This window comes from Monashia sp. HAY1-5C (assembly GCF_056755255.1).
In genome coordinates this window covers 1-14,536 of record NZ_JBPGXG010000120.1, presented here as the reverse complement: position 1 = coordinate 14,536, position 14,536 = coordinate 1, and the positions used below count along the sequence as shown (strand labels likewise).

General features: G+C 72.0%; 13 protein-coding genes. 9 read left to right on the top strand and 4 right to left on the bottom strand.

Annotated features, from left to right (window positions below):
* From ACR9ZK_RS16555 to ACR9ZK_RS16545, 3 genes are all read left to right on the top strand, one after another.
* A partial coding sequence (locus ACR9ZK_RS16555) for a fumarylacetoacetate hydrolase family protein (RefSeq protein ID WP_481343045.1) occupies window positions 1–234 on the top strand: 234 nt, incomplete at its 5' end.
* 9 nt (window positions 235–243) lie between these two features.
* The gene (locus ACR9ZK_RS16550) at window positions 244–1,212 is read left to right on the top strand and encodes a cupin domain-containing protein (RefSeq protein ID WP_481343044.1); all 969 of its coding nucleotides are present in this window, start codon (window positions 244–246) and stop codon (window positions 1,210–1,212) included.
* 11 nt (window positions 1,213–1,223) lie between these two features.
* Window positions 1,224–2,411: an FAD-dependent monooxygenase gene (locus tag ACR9ZK_RS16545; protein WP_481343043.1), complete on the top strand. Its 1,188-nt coding sequence runs from the start codon at window positions 1,224–1,226 to the stop codon at window positions 2,409–2,411.
* 87 nt (window positions 2,412–2,498) lie between these two features.
* On the opposite strand, the gene ACR9ZK_RS16540 is transcribed toward ACR9ZK_RS16545, so the two are convergent.
* From ACR9ZK_RS16540 to ACR9ZK_RS16525, 4 genes are all read right to left on the bottom strand, one after another.
* Complete coding sequence (locus ACR9ZK_RS16540; protein ID WP_481343042.1) at window positions 2,499–3,908, bottom strand: MmgE/PrpD family protein; 1,410 nt, start codon at window positions 3,906–3,908, stop codon at window positions 2,499–2,501.
* A gap of 70 nt (window positions 3,909–3,978) precedes the next feature.
* The gene (locus ACR9ZK_RS16535) at window positions 3,979–4,779 is read right to left on the bottom strand and encodes a cyclase family protein (RefSeq protein ID WP_481343041.1); all 801 of its coding nucleotides are present in this window, start codon (window positions 4,777–4,779) and stop codon (window positions 3,979–3,981) included.
* The gene (locus tag ACR9ZK_RS16530; protein ID WP_481343040.1) at window positions 4,776–5,657 is read right to left on the bottom strand and encodes an HpcH/HpaI aldolase/citrate lyase family protein; all 882 of its coding nucleotides are present in this window, start codon (window positions 5,655–5,657) and stop codon (window positions 4,776–4,778) included. The genes ACR9ZK_RS16535 and ACR9ZK_RS16530 overlap by 4 nt, the downstream gene beginning before the upstream one ends.
* Window positions 5,658–6,920, bottom strand: coding sequence for a CaiB/BaiF CoA transferase family protein (locus ACR9ZK_RS16525; RefSeq protein ID WP_481343039.1), 1,263 nt, complete (start codon window positions 6,918–6,920; stop codon window positions 5,658–5,660).
* A gap of 209 nt (window positions 6,921–7,129) precedes the next feature.
* On the opposite strand from ACR9ZK_RS16525, the gene ACR9ZK_RS16520 reads away from it, so the two are divergent.
* The 6 genes from ACR9ZK_RS16520 to ACR9ZK_RS16495 form a co-directional block, all read left to right on the top strand.
* Window positions 7,130–8,713: a thiamine pyrophosphate-binding protein gene (locus tag ACR9ZK_RS16520; RefSeq protein ID WP_481343038.1), complete on the top strand. Its 1,584-nt coding sequence runs from the start codon at window positions 7,130–7,132 to the stop codon at window positions 8,711–8,713.
* Window positions 8,714–8,767: 54 nt separating this feature from the next.
* The gene (locus ACR9ZK_RS16515) at window positions 8,768–9,952 is read left to right on the top strand and encodes an acyl-CoA dehydrogenase family protein (RefSeq protein WP_481343037.1); all 1,185 of its coding nucleotides are present in this window, start codon (window positions 8,768–8,770) and stop codon (window positions 9,950–9,952) included.
* A 3-nt stretch (window positions 9,953–9,955) separates the two neighbouring features.
* Window positions 9,956–11,434: an MmgE/PrpD family protein gene (locus tag ACR9ZK_RS16510; RefSeq protein ID WP_481343036.1), complete on the top strand. Its 1,479-nt coding sequence runs from the start codon at window positions 9,956–9,958 to the stop codon at window positions 11,432–11,434.
* Window positions 11,431–12,588, top strand: coding sequence for a beta/alpha barrel domain-containing protein (locus ACR9ZK_RS16505; protein ID WP_481343035.1), 1,158 nt, complete (start codon window positions 11,431–11,433; stop codon window positions 12,586–12,588). Before ACR9ZK_RS16510 ends, ACR9ZK_RS16505 begins: the two co-directional genes overlap by 4 nt.
* Window positions 12,585–13,853 (top strand): CaiB/BaiF CoA transferase family protein, encoded by a 1,269-nt coding sequence (locus tag ACR9ZK_RS16500; RefSeq protein WP_481343034.1) that lies wholly within the window; start codon window positions 12,585–12,587, stop codon window positions 13,851–13,853. The genes ACR9ZK_RS16505 and ACR9ZK_RS16500 overlap by 4 nt, the downstream gene beginning before the upstream one ends.
* The coding region (locus ACR9ZK_RS16495; protein ID WP_481343033.1) for an aldehyde dehydrogenase family protein at window positions 13,850–14,536 on the top strand (687 nt) is incomplete at its 3' end. The genes ACR9ZK_RS16500 and ACR9ZK_RS16495, both read left to right, overlap by 4 nt.

The following is a 14,536-nucleotide window of genomic DNA, read 5'->3' as shown; positions in this document are numbered from 1 at the left end:
GTCCTCGACATCCCAGGGATGGTCGAGATGGCCTCGGCGGTCATGACCCTCCACCCCGGGGACATCATCGCGACCGGCACCCCCGCCGGCGTGGGGCCCGTCACCGACGGCGACACGATCCGCATCAGCATCGAGCGCGTCGGCGTGATGAGCGTCGACGTCGTCCAGGGCACCAACGGGCGGACCGAGGTGTTCGCCCGCCGGTACGACCCACCCATCGTCAAGCAGCACTGAGGAGCCGACATGACCACGACCCCTTCCACCTCCGTGGAGGACATCGACAACCTCGATGACCTGTATGCCGTGTTCGACGCCCTGAGCGTCGAGGGTGGCTGGCACCGTCGCGCTCCCGCGCTGTGGCCGGAGCCGCGACGCAACTTCCTGCCGCACGTGTGGCACTACGCCGAGCTCAAGGCCGTCCTCGAGGTGGCCGGCGATCTCGTCGACCACCAGATGGCCGACCGGCGCAACCTGACCCTGACCAACCCCGTGGAGGGCAACCTCTACGCCACCGTGCGGACGCTCGTGGCGGCCTACCAGCTGATCAAGCCGGGTGAGGTCGCTCTGGCACACCACCACACGCCCGCCGCCCTCCGGATCATTCTCGACGGACGCGGCACCCACACCGTCGTCGACGGTGACCGCGTCGAGATGCGTCCGGGCGACGTGCTGCTCACGCCCAGCTGGGCCTGGCACGAGCACTCCGCGTCGGGTCCCGACGACTGCTACTGGGTCGACATCCTCGACGTGCCGCTCGTCCACCTCCTCGAGCCGATGTTCTTCGAGAAGCACCCCGACGGCGTCCAGGCCCAGCCCCGTGAGGTCGAGACCTCGCCCATCGCCTTCCGGTGGGAGGACTCCCTCGCACGCCTCGCAGAACAGACGACGGCGCCCGCGCACGGCATGGCCGAGCGCGAGATCGAGCTGGGAGGGCCGGCGATGCCGACCATCGCACTGCACGTACAGGAGCTGCCGGCCGGCTTCACGTCCGCCCGGCAGCGGACGACGGCGAACTCGATCTTCACCGTCGTCGAGGGTGCAGGTCAGACCGTCGTCGACGGCGAGACGCTGACGTGGGAGCGCGGCGACATCGTGGCCGTCCCCGCGTGGCGGCCCTACCAGCACGTGGTGTCCGAGTCCGCCCGGCTCGTGCGGTCGAGCGACGAGCCGGTTGTGGCCGCCCTCGGCCTGCTGCGCACCGAGACGCTCTGAAGGAGAAGCTGATGCACGTGGTCCTGGCCGGCGGAGGAGTCGGCGGAATGACAGCGGCCTTGGCGCTCTTGCAGCGCGGGGTGCAGGTCACGGTCCTGGAGCAGGCACGGGAGCTCACCGAGGTCGGAGCGGGAATCCAGATCAGTCCCAACGGAAACCGGGCGCTCGACCACCTCGGCGTCTTCGAGGAGCTGCGGAGGCAGTCGTGCGATCCGGTGCGCAAGGAGTTCCGGCTCTGGAACACCGGACGCCCCTGGCCGATGTTCGACCTCGGCCCGATGGCCGTGGAGAGGTACGGCTACCCCTACCTCACGGTGTACCGCCCCGACCTGCTCAAGGCGCTCGAGGACGGCGTGCGAGCCGCCGGGGACGACGTCATCCGCCTCGGCTCCCGGGTCGTCGGCGTCGAGCAGGACGAGTCGTCGGCGAGCGTCCTTCTGGCAGAGGGGAGCCGGGTGACCGGTGACGTCGTCATCGGGGCCGACGGGGTGCGCTCAGTGGTGCGCAACACCGTGTGGGGGCCGAGCGACCCACAGTTCTCGGGCATGGTGGCCTGGCGCGGGCTCATCCCCATGGGCGACCTCCCGAGGCACCTGCAGGCACCCGTCGGATCGACGTGGATCGGGCCGGGCGGCCACGCCGTCACGTATGCGTTGCACGGCGGTTCGCTGATGAACTTCGTCGCCACGATCGAGGGCAAGACCTGGACCGCGGCCGGCGGCAACGAGCCGGGCACCGTCGAGGAGTGCCTCGCCGACTTCGACGGTTGGCACGAGGACATCCTGACCCTCATCAAGGCCTCGCCCCGACTGCTCAAGTGGGCCCTCGTCAGCCGCGAACCGATCCCCTCCTGGACCTCGGGACGGATCAGCCTTCTCGGCGACGCCGCGCACGCGACCTTGCCGTTCCTCGCGCAGGGGGCCGTCCACTCCATCGAGGACGGGGTCGTGCTGGCCCGCGCGCTCGACGCCTTCGGGGACGACCCGGCTGTCGCCCTCAAGCGCTACGAGGAGGCACGGATCGACCGCACGAGCCGGATGGTCCGCGGAGCGACGGCCAACACGGACCGGTTCCACAGCCGCGAGCTCGCGACCGAGGAGACCGCGCAGGCCTACCTCGAGCGCGAGTGGAGCGACGAGCCGATCGCCGACCGGTACGACTGGCTCTACTCCTACGACGCGGTGACGGCCCCCGTCTGACGACCGCGCGCGGCGTGCGTCGGCCTGTGGCCTCTCGCAGTGCGAGGGGCCACAGGCCTGTCACGGGATGAGAGGCCCCATGTCCCGTCAGTGCGTGAGCAGGCCGGCCACGGTGGGGCGGTCGAGGACCCGCGCGATGCGCTCCGCCAGGACGTCGGCCCCGGCCCCGAGCCGACGGGCGTTGAGCTCGTACTTCACCTGGACCTCGGCGTCGCTGAGGGGACGCTGCGCCGTGCCACGGTTGGAAAGCACCTCCTCGCGCAGGACGCGTCCGTCGACGGTGCGGACCTCGACGACCGACGGGAAGTGCCGCGGGAAGATCTGCTCACAGCGCGGGTCCGACGCGTGCTCCACCGTGGCGGCCACGCGGAGGTTGAGCGGATCGCGCACGGCGGCGTCGGTGAAGTCGTCGAGGTAGACCCCGAGCCCACCACCACCGCGCAGCGCGAGCGCGAAGGTGAACGGCCCGCTGAACTGGGCGTGGTAGCCCGACTCCGGCCGGATCTTGGCGTCCCGCGGCTCGGCGATCGTGCGCAGTGTCGCCGCCGCCACGCCGATGCGGACCGACTCGACCTCCTCTGGGCGCAGCCCCCGCTCCCGGAGCGCGACAGCGGCATCGATGCCGGTGTGGGTGAAGACGTTCGTCGGATACGGCTTGACGAAGCACGAGGCCGTCTCCCACTCGGTGCCGAGTCCCCCGAGCAGGGCGCCCTCGTCGTAGATGTCGCCACAGTAGGCACGGAAGAAGCCGAACCGCCCCTCGAGGACCGTCGGGGGACCGGTCAGCCCGGCCTGTGCCGCCTGGGCGGCGGCCACGCCGCCGTGTGCAGCCCAGCCGCAGTGCATCCGCTTGACCGATCCGCCGGCCCGGTTGGCCTCGAGCAGCCCGGCGCCCATGCTGCACGCGATCGCCATCGCGTGGGCGAGGCGCTCCGTGTCCAGACCCATCGCGACGCCGGCAGCAGCCGCGGCGCCCACCGTGCCGCAGATCGAGGTGGCGTGCAGTCCCCGGTCGAAGAAGACGGAGTTGTTGATCGCCGGGTCGTAGCCGGCGTTGCCGAGGCGGATCGTGATCTCGTTGCCCACCGCGATGGCGGCCAGCAGCGCCCGGCCGGAGGCTCCGGCGTCCTCGGCCGCAGCCAGGGCGGCCGGCACGACCGAGGCGCTCGGGTGAAGGATCGAGGGCACGTGCGTGTCGTCGAAGTCCAGGGCGTGAGCGAGGGTCCCGTTGACCAAGGCAGCCGACGGGGCAGGGACGGGGCCGTCGAGACCGATCGCACCCGCCGCCGGCTGTCCGCCCCAGCGGCGGGCGAGGGTCCGGACCACGTTCGCCGGCGCGGTGTCCAGGGCCGCGACCGAGATGCCCACCACGTCGAGCAGGCGCTGGCGGGCATCCTCGAGCGCCTCCTCGGGCGGTGCAGCCGCCACGGCAGCGGCGAACTGTGCGAGCCGGGCAACTGCGGTGCCCTCCATGGGTGTGGTGGCAGCGGCGGCCATGTCTTCCTCCGGGCGATGGACGGTGGAGTGCTCGGCCCTGTGGGCGGCGCTCCGGGACGGTGCGGATGGTTCAGTGCACGAGCGCCAGCGGGCGCAGCGGCGAGCCGGTGGCACCCAGGAGCCGCAGGGGCGCTGCCACGACGGTGAAGGCTTCGGGAGACAGCGCGGCCAGCTCCTCGAGGTTCAACATCTCGATGATGGGGATCCCCTTCTCCACCAACAGGATCCGGTGGCCGGGCAGGCGCGCGTGGCCACGTCCCGCGGGAATGTGTTCGAAGGCGGTGGTGTCGGATCCGACGACCCGTGGCCGGTGTGTGGCCAGCCAGGCGACGGCGTCCTCATCGGGTCCGGGCACCCCGCCCTCGTGGTCGAGGAAGGCAGTGGGGTCGTCCCACAGCTGCGCCCAGCCGGTCCGCACGAGCAGCGCCGAGCCGGGCGCGGGCCGACGGTCGCCGAGGGCAAGGGCCAGCTCCTCGGCCGTGACGGGGTGGCCGGGGTCCAGCCGTCGGACGCCGAGTGCCGCTGGCACGTCGAGCAGGTGCCCGACGCACACGATGGGCGCGACAGCGTGGACCCCGTGCTCGAGGTACCGACCGCCCACCTGTGCCTCGAGGGCGGAGACCCCTCCGTGCAGCAGGCCGTCGTGGCTGATGTGGGCGAGCGCGTCGAGGTGCGTGCCGGTGTGGGTGCCCATGACCAGCAGGTCGTTGGCTCCCGACGTGCCGTCGGCCCTGACCGCGTCGCCGTGCCGGCGTAGCAGGGCGTGTCGGAAGCCGGGGTGGTTGGGTGAGGTGGGGATGCCGGGATGCAGCGGCTGGGCGAGGTCGACGACGCGGACCGTCGCCCCGTCCGCGGTACGCCCGGTGCTCACGCGTTTGCCCGCTCGTGGATCAGCCGCGCCTGGCGAAGGATCGCCGGGTCGACGAAGCTCCCGTCGTCCAGGGTGGCGGCGGCCGAGCGCGAGCGATCCATCGCTGCAACCGTCTCGAGCACCTCGTTTGCCCAATGGAGCTCGTCGGCGCGGGGCGCGAAGGCGCCGCGCACCACGGGAACCTGTCGGGGGTGGATGACCGAGCGACCGTAGAACCCGAGCCGGCGCAGCGCCTCGCACGACCGGCGCAGTCCGTCGAGGTCGGTCACGTGGGGGTGGACGCTCGCGACGGGGGAGGGGAGGCCGGCCGCTCGTGCGGCCTGCACGACGGTCAGACGCGCGAGGAGCAGGCCGTCCTCGCTGCCGTCCCGCGGCAGCCCGAGGTCGGCGCGCAGGTCGCTCTCGCCGAGGGTGAGAGAGTGCACCCCGGTCTCGGCGGCGATCTCGGCAGCGTGGAGCAGGCCCAGGGCCGACTCGATGAGGGGGACGAGGTGCGGCCGGTCCAGGAACCGGCTCGAGGCGGCGTACGCCTTCCTCACGTCCGTCGCTGACTCCACCTTGGGCAGCCGGATGCCGTGCACCCTTCCCTCGGCGAGAAGGGGGCCGACGGCCGCGAGGTCCGCCGCGAAGTCGGCCGAGTCCACCGGGTTGACCCGCACGACGACCGGGACGTGACCGTCCCCTGGGAACCCCGTGCTGGCGCCGGCCGCGGCGGCCAGAGCGGAGGGCAGCAGGGCCCTCACGCCCGGACGGGCCGACGGGTGTACGGCGTCCTCGAGGTCGATGACGATGCCGTCGGCCGTGCGTGCGGCCTTGGCCAGCAGCTCGGGCAGCCGGCCACCGGGCACGTACAGCCAGGTGGCGATGTCGGCCAGCACTCAGATCACACCCGTGCGGCGCAGCCGAGCGAGGCGCTCGTCGTCGACACCGATCTCTGCGAGCACACGCTCGGTGTCGGCGCCGTGCTCCCGCCCGGTGTGTCGGATCGTGCCGGGCGACTCCGACATGCGGAAGAGCACGTTGGGCATCCGCACCGGTCCGAGGTCCTGGTCCTGCACGGTGGCGATGGCGCCGATCGCCGCGTACTGCTCGTCGGTGACCACCTTGGACACGTCGTTGACCACGGCGAGCGCGGCCTGTGCGCGTGCGAACTCCGCGACGACCTCGCACGTGGGTCGCTGTGCGATCCACGTGCCGACGGCCTCGTCGAGCACGTCGGCGTGCTGGGCGCGTTGGAAGCCGTCGTGGAACCAGGGCTCGCGCACCAGGTCGGGCCGTCCGACGAGCGTCATCACCCGTTCGGCGATCGAGTGGGCGCTCGTCGAGATCGCGACCCAGTCGCCGTCCGCGGTGCGGTAGGTGTTGCGCGGCGCGTTGTTCTCGGACCGGTTGCCACGCCGGTGCGTGACGATGCCGAGCTGGTCGTACACGGTCACCTGCGCACCGAGCATCGCGAGGATCGGCTCGATGATGGCCAAGTCGATGACCTGACCCTCGCCCGTTCGCTCGCGACGGTGGAGGGCCGTCAGGGTGGCCACCGCGGCCGCGAGGCCGCTGATGTTGTCCGCGAGGGCCAGCGGCGGCAGGGTGGGCGGGCCGTCCGGCTGGCCGGTGGAGTGGGCGAAGCCGCTCATCGCCTCCGCGATGGTGCCGAACGCGGGCTCGGTGGCGCGAGGCCCGGTCTGCCCGAACCCGGTCACCCGGGTCAGGATGATGCGCGGGTTCACCGCGCGGAGCCGGTCGTAGCCCAGGCCCCACCGCTCGAGCGTCCCGGGCCTGAAGTTCTCGATGACGACGTCCGCCGTGCGGACCAGCTCGAGGAAGACCTCCTGCCCCTCGGGATGCGAGAGGTCGAGGGTCACGGCGCGCTTGTTGCGCCCGAGGATCTTCCACCACAGGCCGATCCCGTTCTTGCTCTGGCCGTGCGTGCGCGCCGGGTCCGGCTTTCGGGGGTGCTCGACCTTGATGACGTCGGCGCCGAAGTCGGCCAGGACGGTGGCCGCCGACGGCCCTGCGAAGAGCGTCGCGATGTCGAGGACCCGGATGTCGTCGAGGGCGGCGCCCCTGGGAGACGGATCCGGTGCGGCGGTCCGCTCGGCGTCTGCTGACGCCGGTGCCGGCGTACCCGTGGTCGTTGACATGGTTCCTCCTGCTCGAGCGGGACACCGGCGACGTTAGGGGCCGCAACCACGGACGGTCAGGCGACGCCTCACCCAGTGAGAGGAAGGACGCGCCGCCGGGAGGCTCTTCCGCTGGGTGCGACAACGCCTGCCACCGGCGTCGGAGCCCCTTGACGATGGCGGTGTCCGGGGCACCTCCTGCCCCGGTTCCCAGCAGAGAGGAGCAGGCCGTGACGACGGTGCGCGATGCAGCGTTCGAGGTGCTGCGCCAGTTCGGCATGACCCGGCTGTTCGCCAACCCCGGCTCCACCGAGGTGGCCCTGCTCACCGACCTGCCCGACGACTTCGAGTTCGTGCTCGGGCTGCACGAGGGGTCGGTCGTCGGGATGGCCTCGGGTCATGCCCTGGCCACGGGGACACCCGCCCTCGTCCTGCTGCACACCACCGCCGGCTTCGGCAACGCGGTCGGGGCCATCGCGACCGCGCGCACCAACAAGGCTCCGCTCGTCATCCTCGTCGGCCAGCAGGATCGCCGCCATCTGGCGTCGGACCCCTTCCTGGCCGGGCACCTCGAGGGACTGGCCGGCCGCTACCCGGTCTCCCTCCGTCAGCCCGCCCGCCCGGCCGACGTGCCCGCTGTCATCGCCAGGGCCGTCCACGAGGCGACCCTGCAGCGGGGCCCAGCCGTCGTCGTCGTGCCGATGAGTGACTGGTCCGAACCGGCCGACGAGACGATCGACCTGCCCGCGCCGGCTCGCCTGCGCGTCGCCAGCGGCGTGGGCGAGGAGCTGGCCGCCGAGCTGACCGCGCTCGTCGACGCGTCCGGCACGCCTGCTGTCGTGGTGGGTCCCGGCGCCGACTCGACCGACGCGTGGAGCGGCCTCACGGCGCTCGCCGAGCGCCTGGCCTGCCCGGTCTGGCAGGAGGCGCACGGCTCGCAGTCCGGCTTCCCGCAGGACTCGCCGCGATTCCGCGGCCACCTGCCCCCGACACGCAGGGCCCTGCGCGAGACCCTGGCGGGCCACGACCTCGTGCTCGTCGTCGGCGGCCCGGCCTTCCGCCAGGGCACTTGGGAGCCCGGACCGTTCGTCAACCCCGGCACGACCGTCGTCGTCGTCACGTCGGACCCGGAGGAGGCGGCGTACAGCGCAGCAGACCTGGCCGTGGTCGGCGACGTGGCCGGCATCGTCACAGAGCTGGCGGGCCGTGTCGCCCCGCGAGCGGAGGCCGCGCCATGCCCAGCCCGCCGACCGGTACCCGTCCCGGAGGGTGGCACCCTTCGGGCCGAGCACGTGTATGCCGCGCTCGCCGAGCGCCTTCCGGAGGACGCGACGGTCTTCGAGGAGAGCCCCTCGACCCGGCGCCTCCTGCTCGACCTCATCCCGACCCGCCGCCCGTTCGGCTTCGTCACCGTGGCGCAGGGCGGCCTGGGCTTCGCCCTTCCGGCGAGCATCGGCGTGCGAATGGCGCGGCCCGACCGGCCCGTGGTGGCCCTGCTCGGCGACGGCGCGTCGCTCTACAACGTGCAGGGACTCTGGAGCGCGCAGCACTACCGGGTCGGCGCCCTCTTCGTCGTCCTGTCCAACGGCGGGTACGCCGTGATGGACCGGCTGGCCGCAGCCCACGGCGGCAAGCCACCGTGGCCGCACTTCGACGACGTGAGCGTGTCCACCATCGCGAGCGGATTCGGTTGCGCAACAAAGCGGGTCACGACGCATCAAGAGCTGGTCGAAGAGCTGGACCGCATCGTCCCCACCTTGCGGGAGAGGGCCGAACCCCTCCTGCTCGAGGTCGCCGTGGAGGCGACTGCCTGACCACCCGCGCGGGCGGAGCGACCCGCGCACTCCCAGAACGAGAAGGAGGCCGCCATGGCCCAGGACTGGCTCGCCGAGGACATCCTCACCGAGGACCAGGAAGCGTTGCGCGACACAGTGTCGGACATCGCCCGCGCGTACGACATGCAGTACTGGATCGAGGTGGAGGAGTCGGGTCGCTACCCCGCCGAATGGGTCAAGGACCTGAGCGACGGCGGGTGGCTCTCCCTGCTCATCCCCGAGGAGTACGGCGGTGGCGGTGGCACCATCCCCGACGCCGCCCTGTTCCTCGAGACGCTGAACCGGTGGGGCGGCAACGCCGGGGCCATCCACGCGCAGATGTACCAGATGGGTGCCATCCTGCGGCACGGCACCGACGAGCAGAAGAAGCAGTGGCTGCCGCAGATCGCCAACGACGGACTGCGCCTGCAGTCCTTCGGGATCACCGAGCCGGACGCCGGCACGGACACCACCCGCATCCGCACCTTCGCGCGGCGGGAGGGGGACGAGTACGTCGTCAACGGGGGCAAGATCTTCACGTCTCGCTTCCACCAGACCGACCTCATGCTCCTGCTCGTGCGCACCGAGAAGTACGAGGACGTGGAGAAGAAGACCGACGGCATCACCGTCCTGCTCGTCGACGTGCGCGAGGCCAAGGAGAACGGCCAGATCGAGTACCGGCCGATCAAGGTCATGTCCGGCCACCACACGAACCAGCTGACCATCACCAACCTGCGGGTTCCCGTGGAGAACCGGATCGGCGAGGAGGGCAAGGGGTTCCGCGTCATCCTGTCCGGGATGAACTCCGAGCGTCTCCTGGTCTCCAGCGAGTACATCGGCTCCGGGCTCTACTTCATCGACCGTGCCGTGCAGTACTCCAAGGAGCGCGAGGTCTTCGGCCGCCCGATCGGGATGAACCAGGGGATCCAGTTCCCGCTGGCCACCGCCTTCACCGAGCTGCGGGCCGCGAGCCTCATGCGCTGGCACGCGGCCAAGGTCTTCCAGGAGGGGAGCCGGGACGGCTTCTACGCCAACACCGCCAAGCTGCTCTCGTCCAAGGCGTTGTGGAACGCCGCGAACGCGGCGATGGACACGTTCGGTGGAGCGGGACTGGCCTCGGAGTACGGGATCGAGCAGAAGTTCCGCGCGGCTCGCGGGCCACTGATCGCTCCGATCTCCACCAACCTGGTCCTCGCGGGCATCGCCCACCGGGACCTGGGCATGCCGAAGAGCTTCTGAGCCATGACCATTCCCGGCTCAGCACCTCCCGCGCCGCCCCACCCGCAGGACCGCTCCGACGCGCCGCGTGACGCCGACGACGGGGCCACGTACGCCGTCGCCTCCTTCGCCGTCCAGGCGGCCGCTCGGCGTGCGGGCAGCGCGCGGTCCGACGCCGTGCTCTCCTCGCTCGTCGACACGTTGGCCGTGGGCGTCGCGGGTGGCCGCACCGCTGCCGTCGAGGCTCTCCTCAGCCTGCTCGAGGAGGAGCCGGCGCCCGGTGGCTGCAGCATCTGGGGCTCGGACCTGCGCGTCGGTCCGTCGGCCGCGGCACTGGTCAACGGCACCGCCGCCCACGCGCTGGACTGGGACGACGCCTCGCCCACCATGCCAATGCACCCGGGGGCGGTGCTCTTCCCCGCGCTGCTCGCACGGGCCGGGGTGACGCCGGTGACCACCGACCGGTTCGTCTCGGCGTACGCGGTCGGCTCGGCGGTGTTCCGTGCCGTCTCCGAGGTGCTGCCCCTCGAGGTGCACTACGGCCGCGGATGGCACAACACCTCGACGACCGGCCGCCTCGCGGCCACGGCCGCGGTGGCCAGCCTGGCCGGGCTCGACGTGGAGACGACGCGTCATGCCCTCGGACTGGCTGCCTCGACGGCGTCGGGGAGTCGGGCCAACTTCGGCACCATGACCAAGCCACTCCACGCCGGGCTGGCCGCGCGCGACGCGGTCACCGCCATCGCTCTGGCCTCTCGCGGGTTCACGTCCCGGGTCACCCAGCTCGAGGCGCCTGGAGGCTTCTTCGCGCTCTTCGGCGAGACCGACGCGGCGATGCTCGCCGAGCTTCCCGAGCGGCTCCGCCGCTGGGAGGACGGCTGGAGCGACGACTGGGCGATCAAGCGCTACCCGTCCTGCTACGCGACGCACCGGGCCATCGACGCCGTGCTCGACCTGCGCCCCGGGCTCGACCTCGCGGCGATCTCGTCGGTGGAGGTCACGGTGCATCGCGGCGGGCTGAAGCCACTCCTGCCGCACCTGCCCAGCAGTGGGCTGGAGGGCAAGTTCAGCCTGCTGTACACCGTGGCGCGTGCTCTGCGGACGGGGCTCGTCCGACTTGCCGACTTCACCGACGAGGCCGTCCGCGACGCCGGGGTGCGCTCGCTGATGGACGCGGTCGTGGTGCGCGAGGGCGCGGACCCGGACGACCCTGCATCGACCGAGCCGTTCACGGTGCTCACGGTGCGGACCGCCGACGGTGCGACGCGCACGCGACGCGTCGACGTCAGCCGGGGAGACTCACGCAACCCGCTGACCCCGGAAGAGCTGGAGGACAAGGCGATCGACGCCTTCGCCTCCGTCGGCTGGGCGTCCGATCGGACGCGTGCGCTCCTGTCCGACCTGACCGCGCAGTGGCGAGGAGGCGACCTGGCCGGCTTCCAGGACGTGCTCGCCGGTCCGCCCGTGGGCGCGCCGGTCCTCGTCGGGAGGGCGGAGGCATGAGCGGTCTCCCCCGTGTCGAGATCATCGAGGAAGGCATGCGCGAGGGCATGCAGATCGAGAGCTCCGAGATCCCGGTCGAGGCCAAGATCCGACTGCTCGACGCCCTCTCCCGGACCGGGCTTCGCACCATCCAGGTCGGCTCGTTCGTGAGCCCCAAGTGGGTGCCGCAGATGGAGCACATCGAGCAGGTGATCGCGGGCTTCACGCCCGTCCCGGGCGTCCGGTACACCGCTCTGGCCCTGAACCAGAAGGGCGCCGAGCGTCGCGCCCGGCACGTGCCGCCGCTGGCTCCGCAGGAGGCGGCCGCCCGCACGACGATCCACCTCTGCGACGTCTTCGTCCAGCGCAACGCGGCGCGCACCCAGGCGCAGGAGATCGCCGCCGTGCCTGCCACCGTCGCCTCCGCCGTCGAGCGGGGCGTGACCGAGGCCGTCGTGGCCATCAACGCGGCCTGGGGCTCGAACTGGCTCGGAGCCTTCCCGCAGGAGCGGCGCACGGAGCTCATCCGGCTGCAGATGCAGGCCTGGGAGGCGGCCGGGATCACCCCGCACGCAGTCTGGATCGGCGACCCGATGAGCTGGAACTCCCCTCGGGCCGTGGAGGAGCAGCTCCAGGTCATCCGCGGGGAATGGCCGCAGGTGCACACCTTCCACCTGCACCTGCACGACGGCCGGGGCAGTGCCCTGACGTCGGCCTACGTCGCGCTGAGGACGCTCTCGTCGGAGCACACGCTGGTGCTGGACACCTCGATCGGTGGGATGGGCGGGTGCCCCTACTGCGGCAACGGGCGCGCCACCAAGATGATCCCCACCGAGGACCTGGTGGACCTGCTCGAGACCGAGGGCATCGACACCGGCATCGACGTCGCGAAGCTCGTCGAGGCGGCGCACCTGGCCGAGGAGGTCGTCGGCCACCCGCTTCACGGCAAGGTCAGCAAGGCCGGACCGCGTCCGAGCCTCGAGGCGCTCTACCCGATGGACATGCCGCTCGTCGAGACCGAGGAACAGGCGCAGCACTTCCGTCTGGGGCCTTCGACGTATGCCGGGTGCCCCAGTCCGTGGAGGCAGCCGATCACCTCGCCCGCGCGGGACGAGATCGACGGGATCCGCCGCGCCGGCCGTCCCGAGGGAGGCGCACGGGAGGACGTGCCATGACAACGACGGAGTCGACGATGCAGAGCCAGATCCCCACCGGGACCGCACCGGGGTCGCTGGTCGGCCTGCGCGTGGTCGAGCTCGGAACGAGCGTTGCCGGGCCCACGACCGGCCAGATCCTCGGTGACCTCGGCGCCCAGGTCATCAAGGTCGAGCGGGTGGGTGCCGGTGACGACACGCGTGGCTGGGCGCCCCCGTACTGGGGGAGCGAGCCGATGGCGTTCCTCGGCCTGAACCGCAACAAGAAGAGCCTGGCACTGGACTTCAAGGACGGCCGCGGCTCGCAGGTGCTCGAACGGCTTCTCGCCGACGCCGACGTCCTGGTCCAGAACCTGCGGCCCGGCGCGCTCGCCAAGGCCGGCTTCGACGCCGAGCGTCTGCGCGAGCTCAACCCCCGTCTGGTCTACTGCGAGATGAGTGGCTTCGGCTCTGTTGGCCCGAGAGCCAGCGAGCCGGCGTACGACCCTCTGCTGCAGGCGTATTCAGGCATCGTCAGCATGCTGGACACGGGCGATGGGCCGCCCATGCGGGTGCCGCTGTCGATCCTCGACAAGGGCACGGGCATGTGGGCCGTCATCGGCATCCTCGACGCCCTGCGCCGTCGGGACCAGTCGGGGGAGGGCAGCCACGTGCAGGTGTCGCTGCTGCAGACGGCGGTTTCCTGGGTCGACCAGAAGGTCATGGGTTCCAGGGCCGGCAACCCGGCACCGCGCAACCTCGGGTCGGGCCACGCAGGTGTCGTCCCCTACGGCGCGTTCCCCGTCGCGGACGGTCACGTCTTCATCTCGGCGGGCAACCAGACCCTGTGGACGCGCCTCGTCGGGGCCCTCGGGGCGCCGGAGCTGCTGGAGCGACCGGGCTTCGGGTCCAACCCGGAGCGCGCGGAACACCGCGCCGAGGTCAACGAGGCAGTCTCCGCAGCGACGCGTGCCTTCACGGCCGAGGATCTGCTGGAACGCCTTGCGGCGGCGGGCGTCCCGAGCGCCCCCGTGCGGCCGGTGCACGAGGTGGCCGACGACCCGCAGGTGCGTGCCGTGGGTCTCGTGACGCCGTTGCCGCACCCCAACGTGCCCGAGCTCGAGGTCGTGCACCTGCCGGTGACCTTCGACGGGGCGTACCTGCCGCACCAGTGCCCTCCGCCGGAGCTCGGGCAGCACAGCGCCGAGGTGCTCCGGGACCTCGGCTTCAACGACGTCGAGATCGACGGGATGCTGGCTGACGGCGTGGTCGGGTGTGCGGAGGCAGCCGTGGGGTCGCCCGCATGAGCTCGCCGCTGCTGTGCGAGAGCCACTGGTCGGGGCGCTACTTCAGCGACGGCTGGCAGCCCGGCGTGTCCCAGGGGCCCGTCATCGAGAAGGCGACCGGGAACCAGCTGGAGACGGTCGGGCTCGCGGACGCGTCCGCCGTGGAGCGCGCCGTCGACGTGGCGGCGGCCGCGCAGCCGGGATGGGCGGCGGGCGGCTACGACACACGCGCCGCGGTGCTGCGCCGTGCCGGACTGCTCTTCGAGCAGCATGCGGACGAGGCGGCTGAGTGGACGGCGCGGGAGTCGGGGGCGCCACTGGCCATGGCCCACCGTGCTCAGGCCGTCGCGGCGCAGGAGTGCTTCGAGGCGGCCGGACTGGCGAGTGCACCGTACGGCGAGCTCCTGCGCTCGACCGCTCCCCGCCTCTCGTTGGCGCGCCGGAGGCCGGTGGGCGTCGTGGGCGTCATCGCACCCTTCAACGCGCCGCTGCTGCTCGCGATCCGGGCGGTCGCTCCGGCGCTCGCCGTGGGCAACGCCGTCGTGGTGAAGCCCGATCCGCGGACCGCGGTCAGCGGTGGCGTGCTCATCGCCCGGGTGTTCGAGGAGGCCGGGCTGCCCGCGGGTCTGCTGCACGTACTCCCCGGTGGTGCAGACGTCGGCCAGGCCGTGGTGGCCCACCCTCGAGTGCCGGTCATCTCCTTC

Coding starts and splice junctions, on each gene's coding strand:
- ACR9ZK_RS16550 (WP_481343044.1), top strand. CDS start 244: ATGACCACGACCCCTTCCACCTCCGTGGAGGACATCGACAACCTCGAT.
- ACR9ZK_RS16545 (WP_481343043.1), top strand. CDS start 1,224: ATGCACGTGGTCCTGGCCGGCGGAGGAGTCGGCGGAATGACAGCGGCC.
- ACR9ZK_RS16540 (WP_481343042.1), bottom strand. CDS start 3,908: ATGGCCGCCGCTGCCACCACACCCATGGAGGGCACCGCAGTTGCCCGG.
- ACR9ZK_RS16525 (WP_481343039.1), bottom strand. CDS start 6,920: ATGTCAACGACCACGGGTACGCCGGCACCGGCGTCAGCAGACGCCGAG.
- ACR9ZK_RS16515 (WP_481343037.1), top strand. CDS start 8,768: ATGGCCCAGGACTGGCTCGCCGAGGACATCCTCACCGAGGACCAGGAA.
- ACR9ZK_RS16510 (WP_481343036.1), top strand. CDS start 9,956: ATGACCATTCCCGGCTCAGCACCTCCCGCGCCGCCCCACCCGCAGGAC.
- ACR9ZK_RS16505 (WP_481343035.1), top strand. CDS start 11,431: ATGAGCGGTCTCCCCCGTGTCGAGATCATCGAGGAAGGCATGCGCGAG.
- ACR9ZK_RS16500 (WP_481343034.1), top strand. CDS start 12,585: ATGACAACGACGGAGTCGACGATGCAGAGCCAGATCCCCACCGGGACC.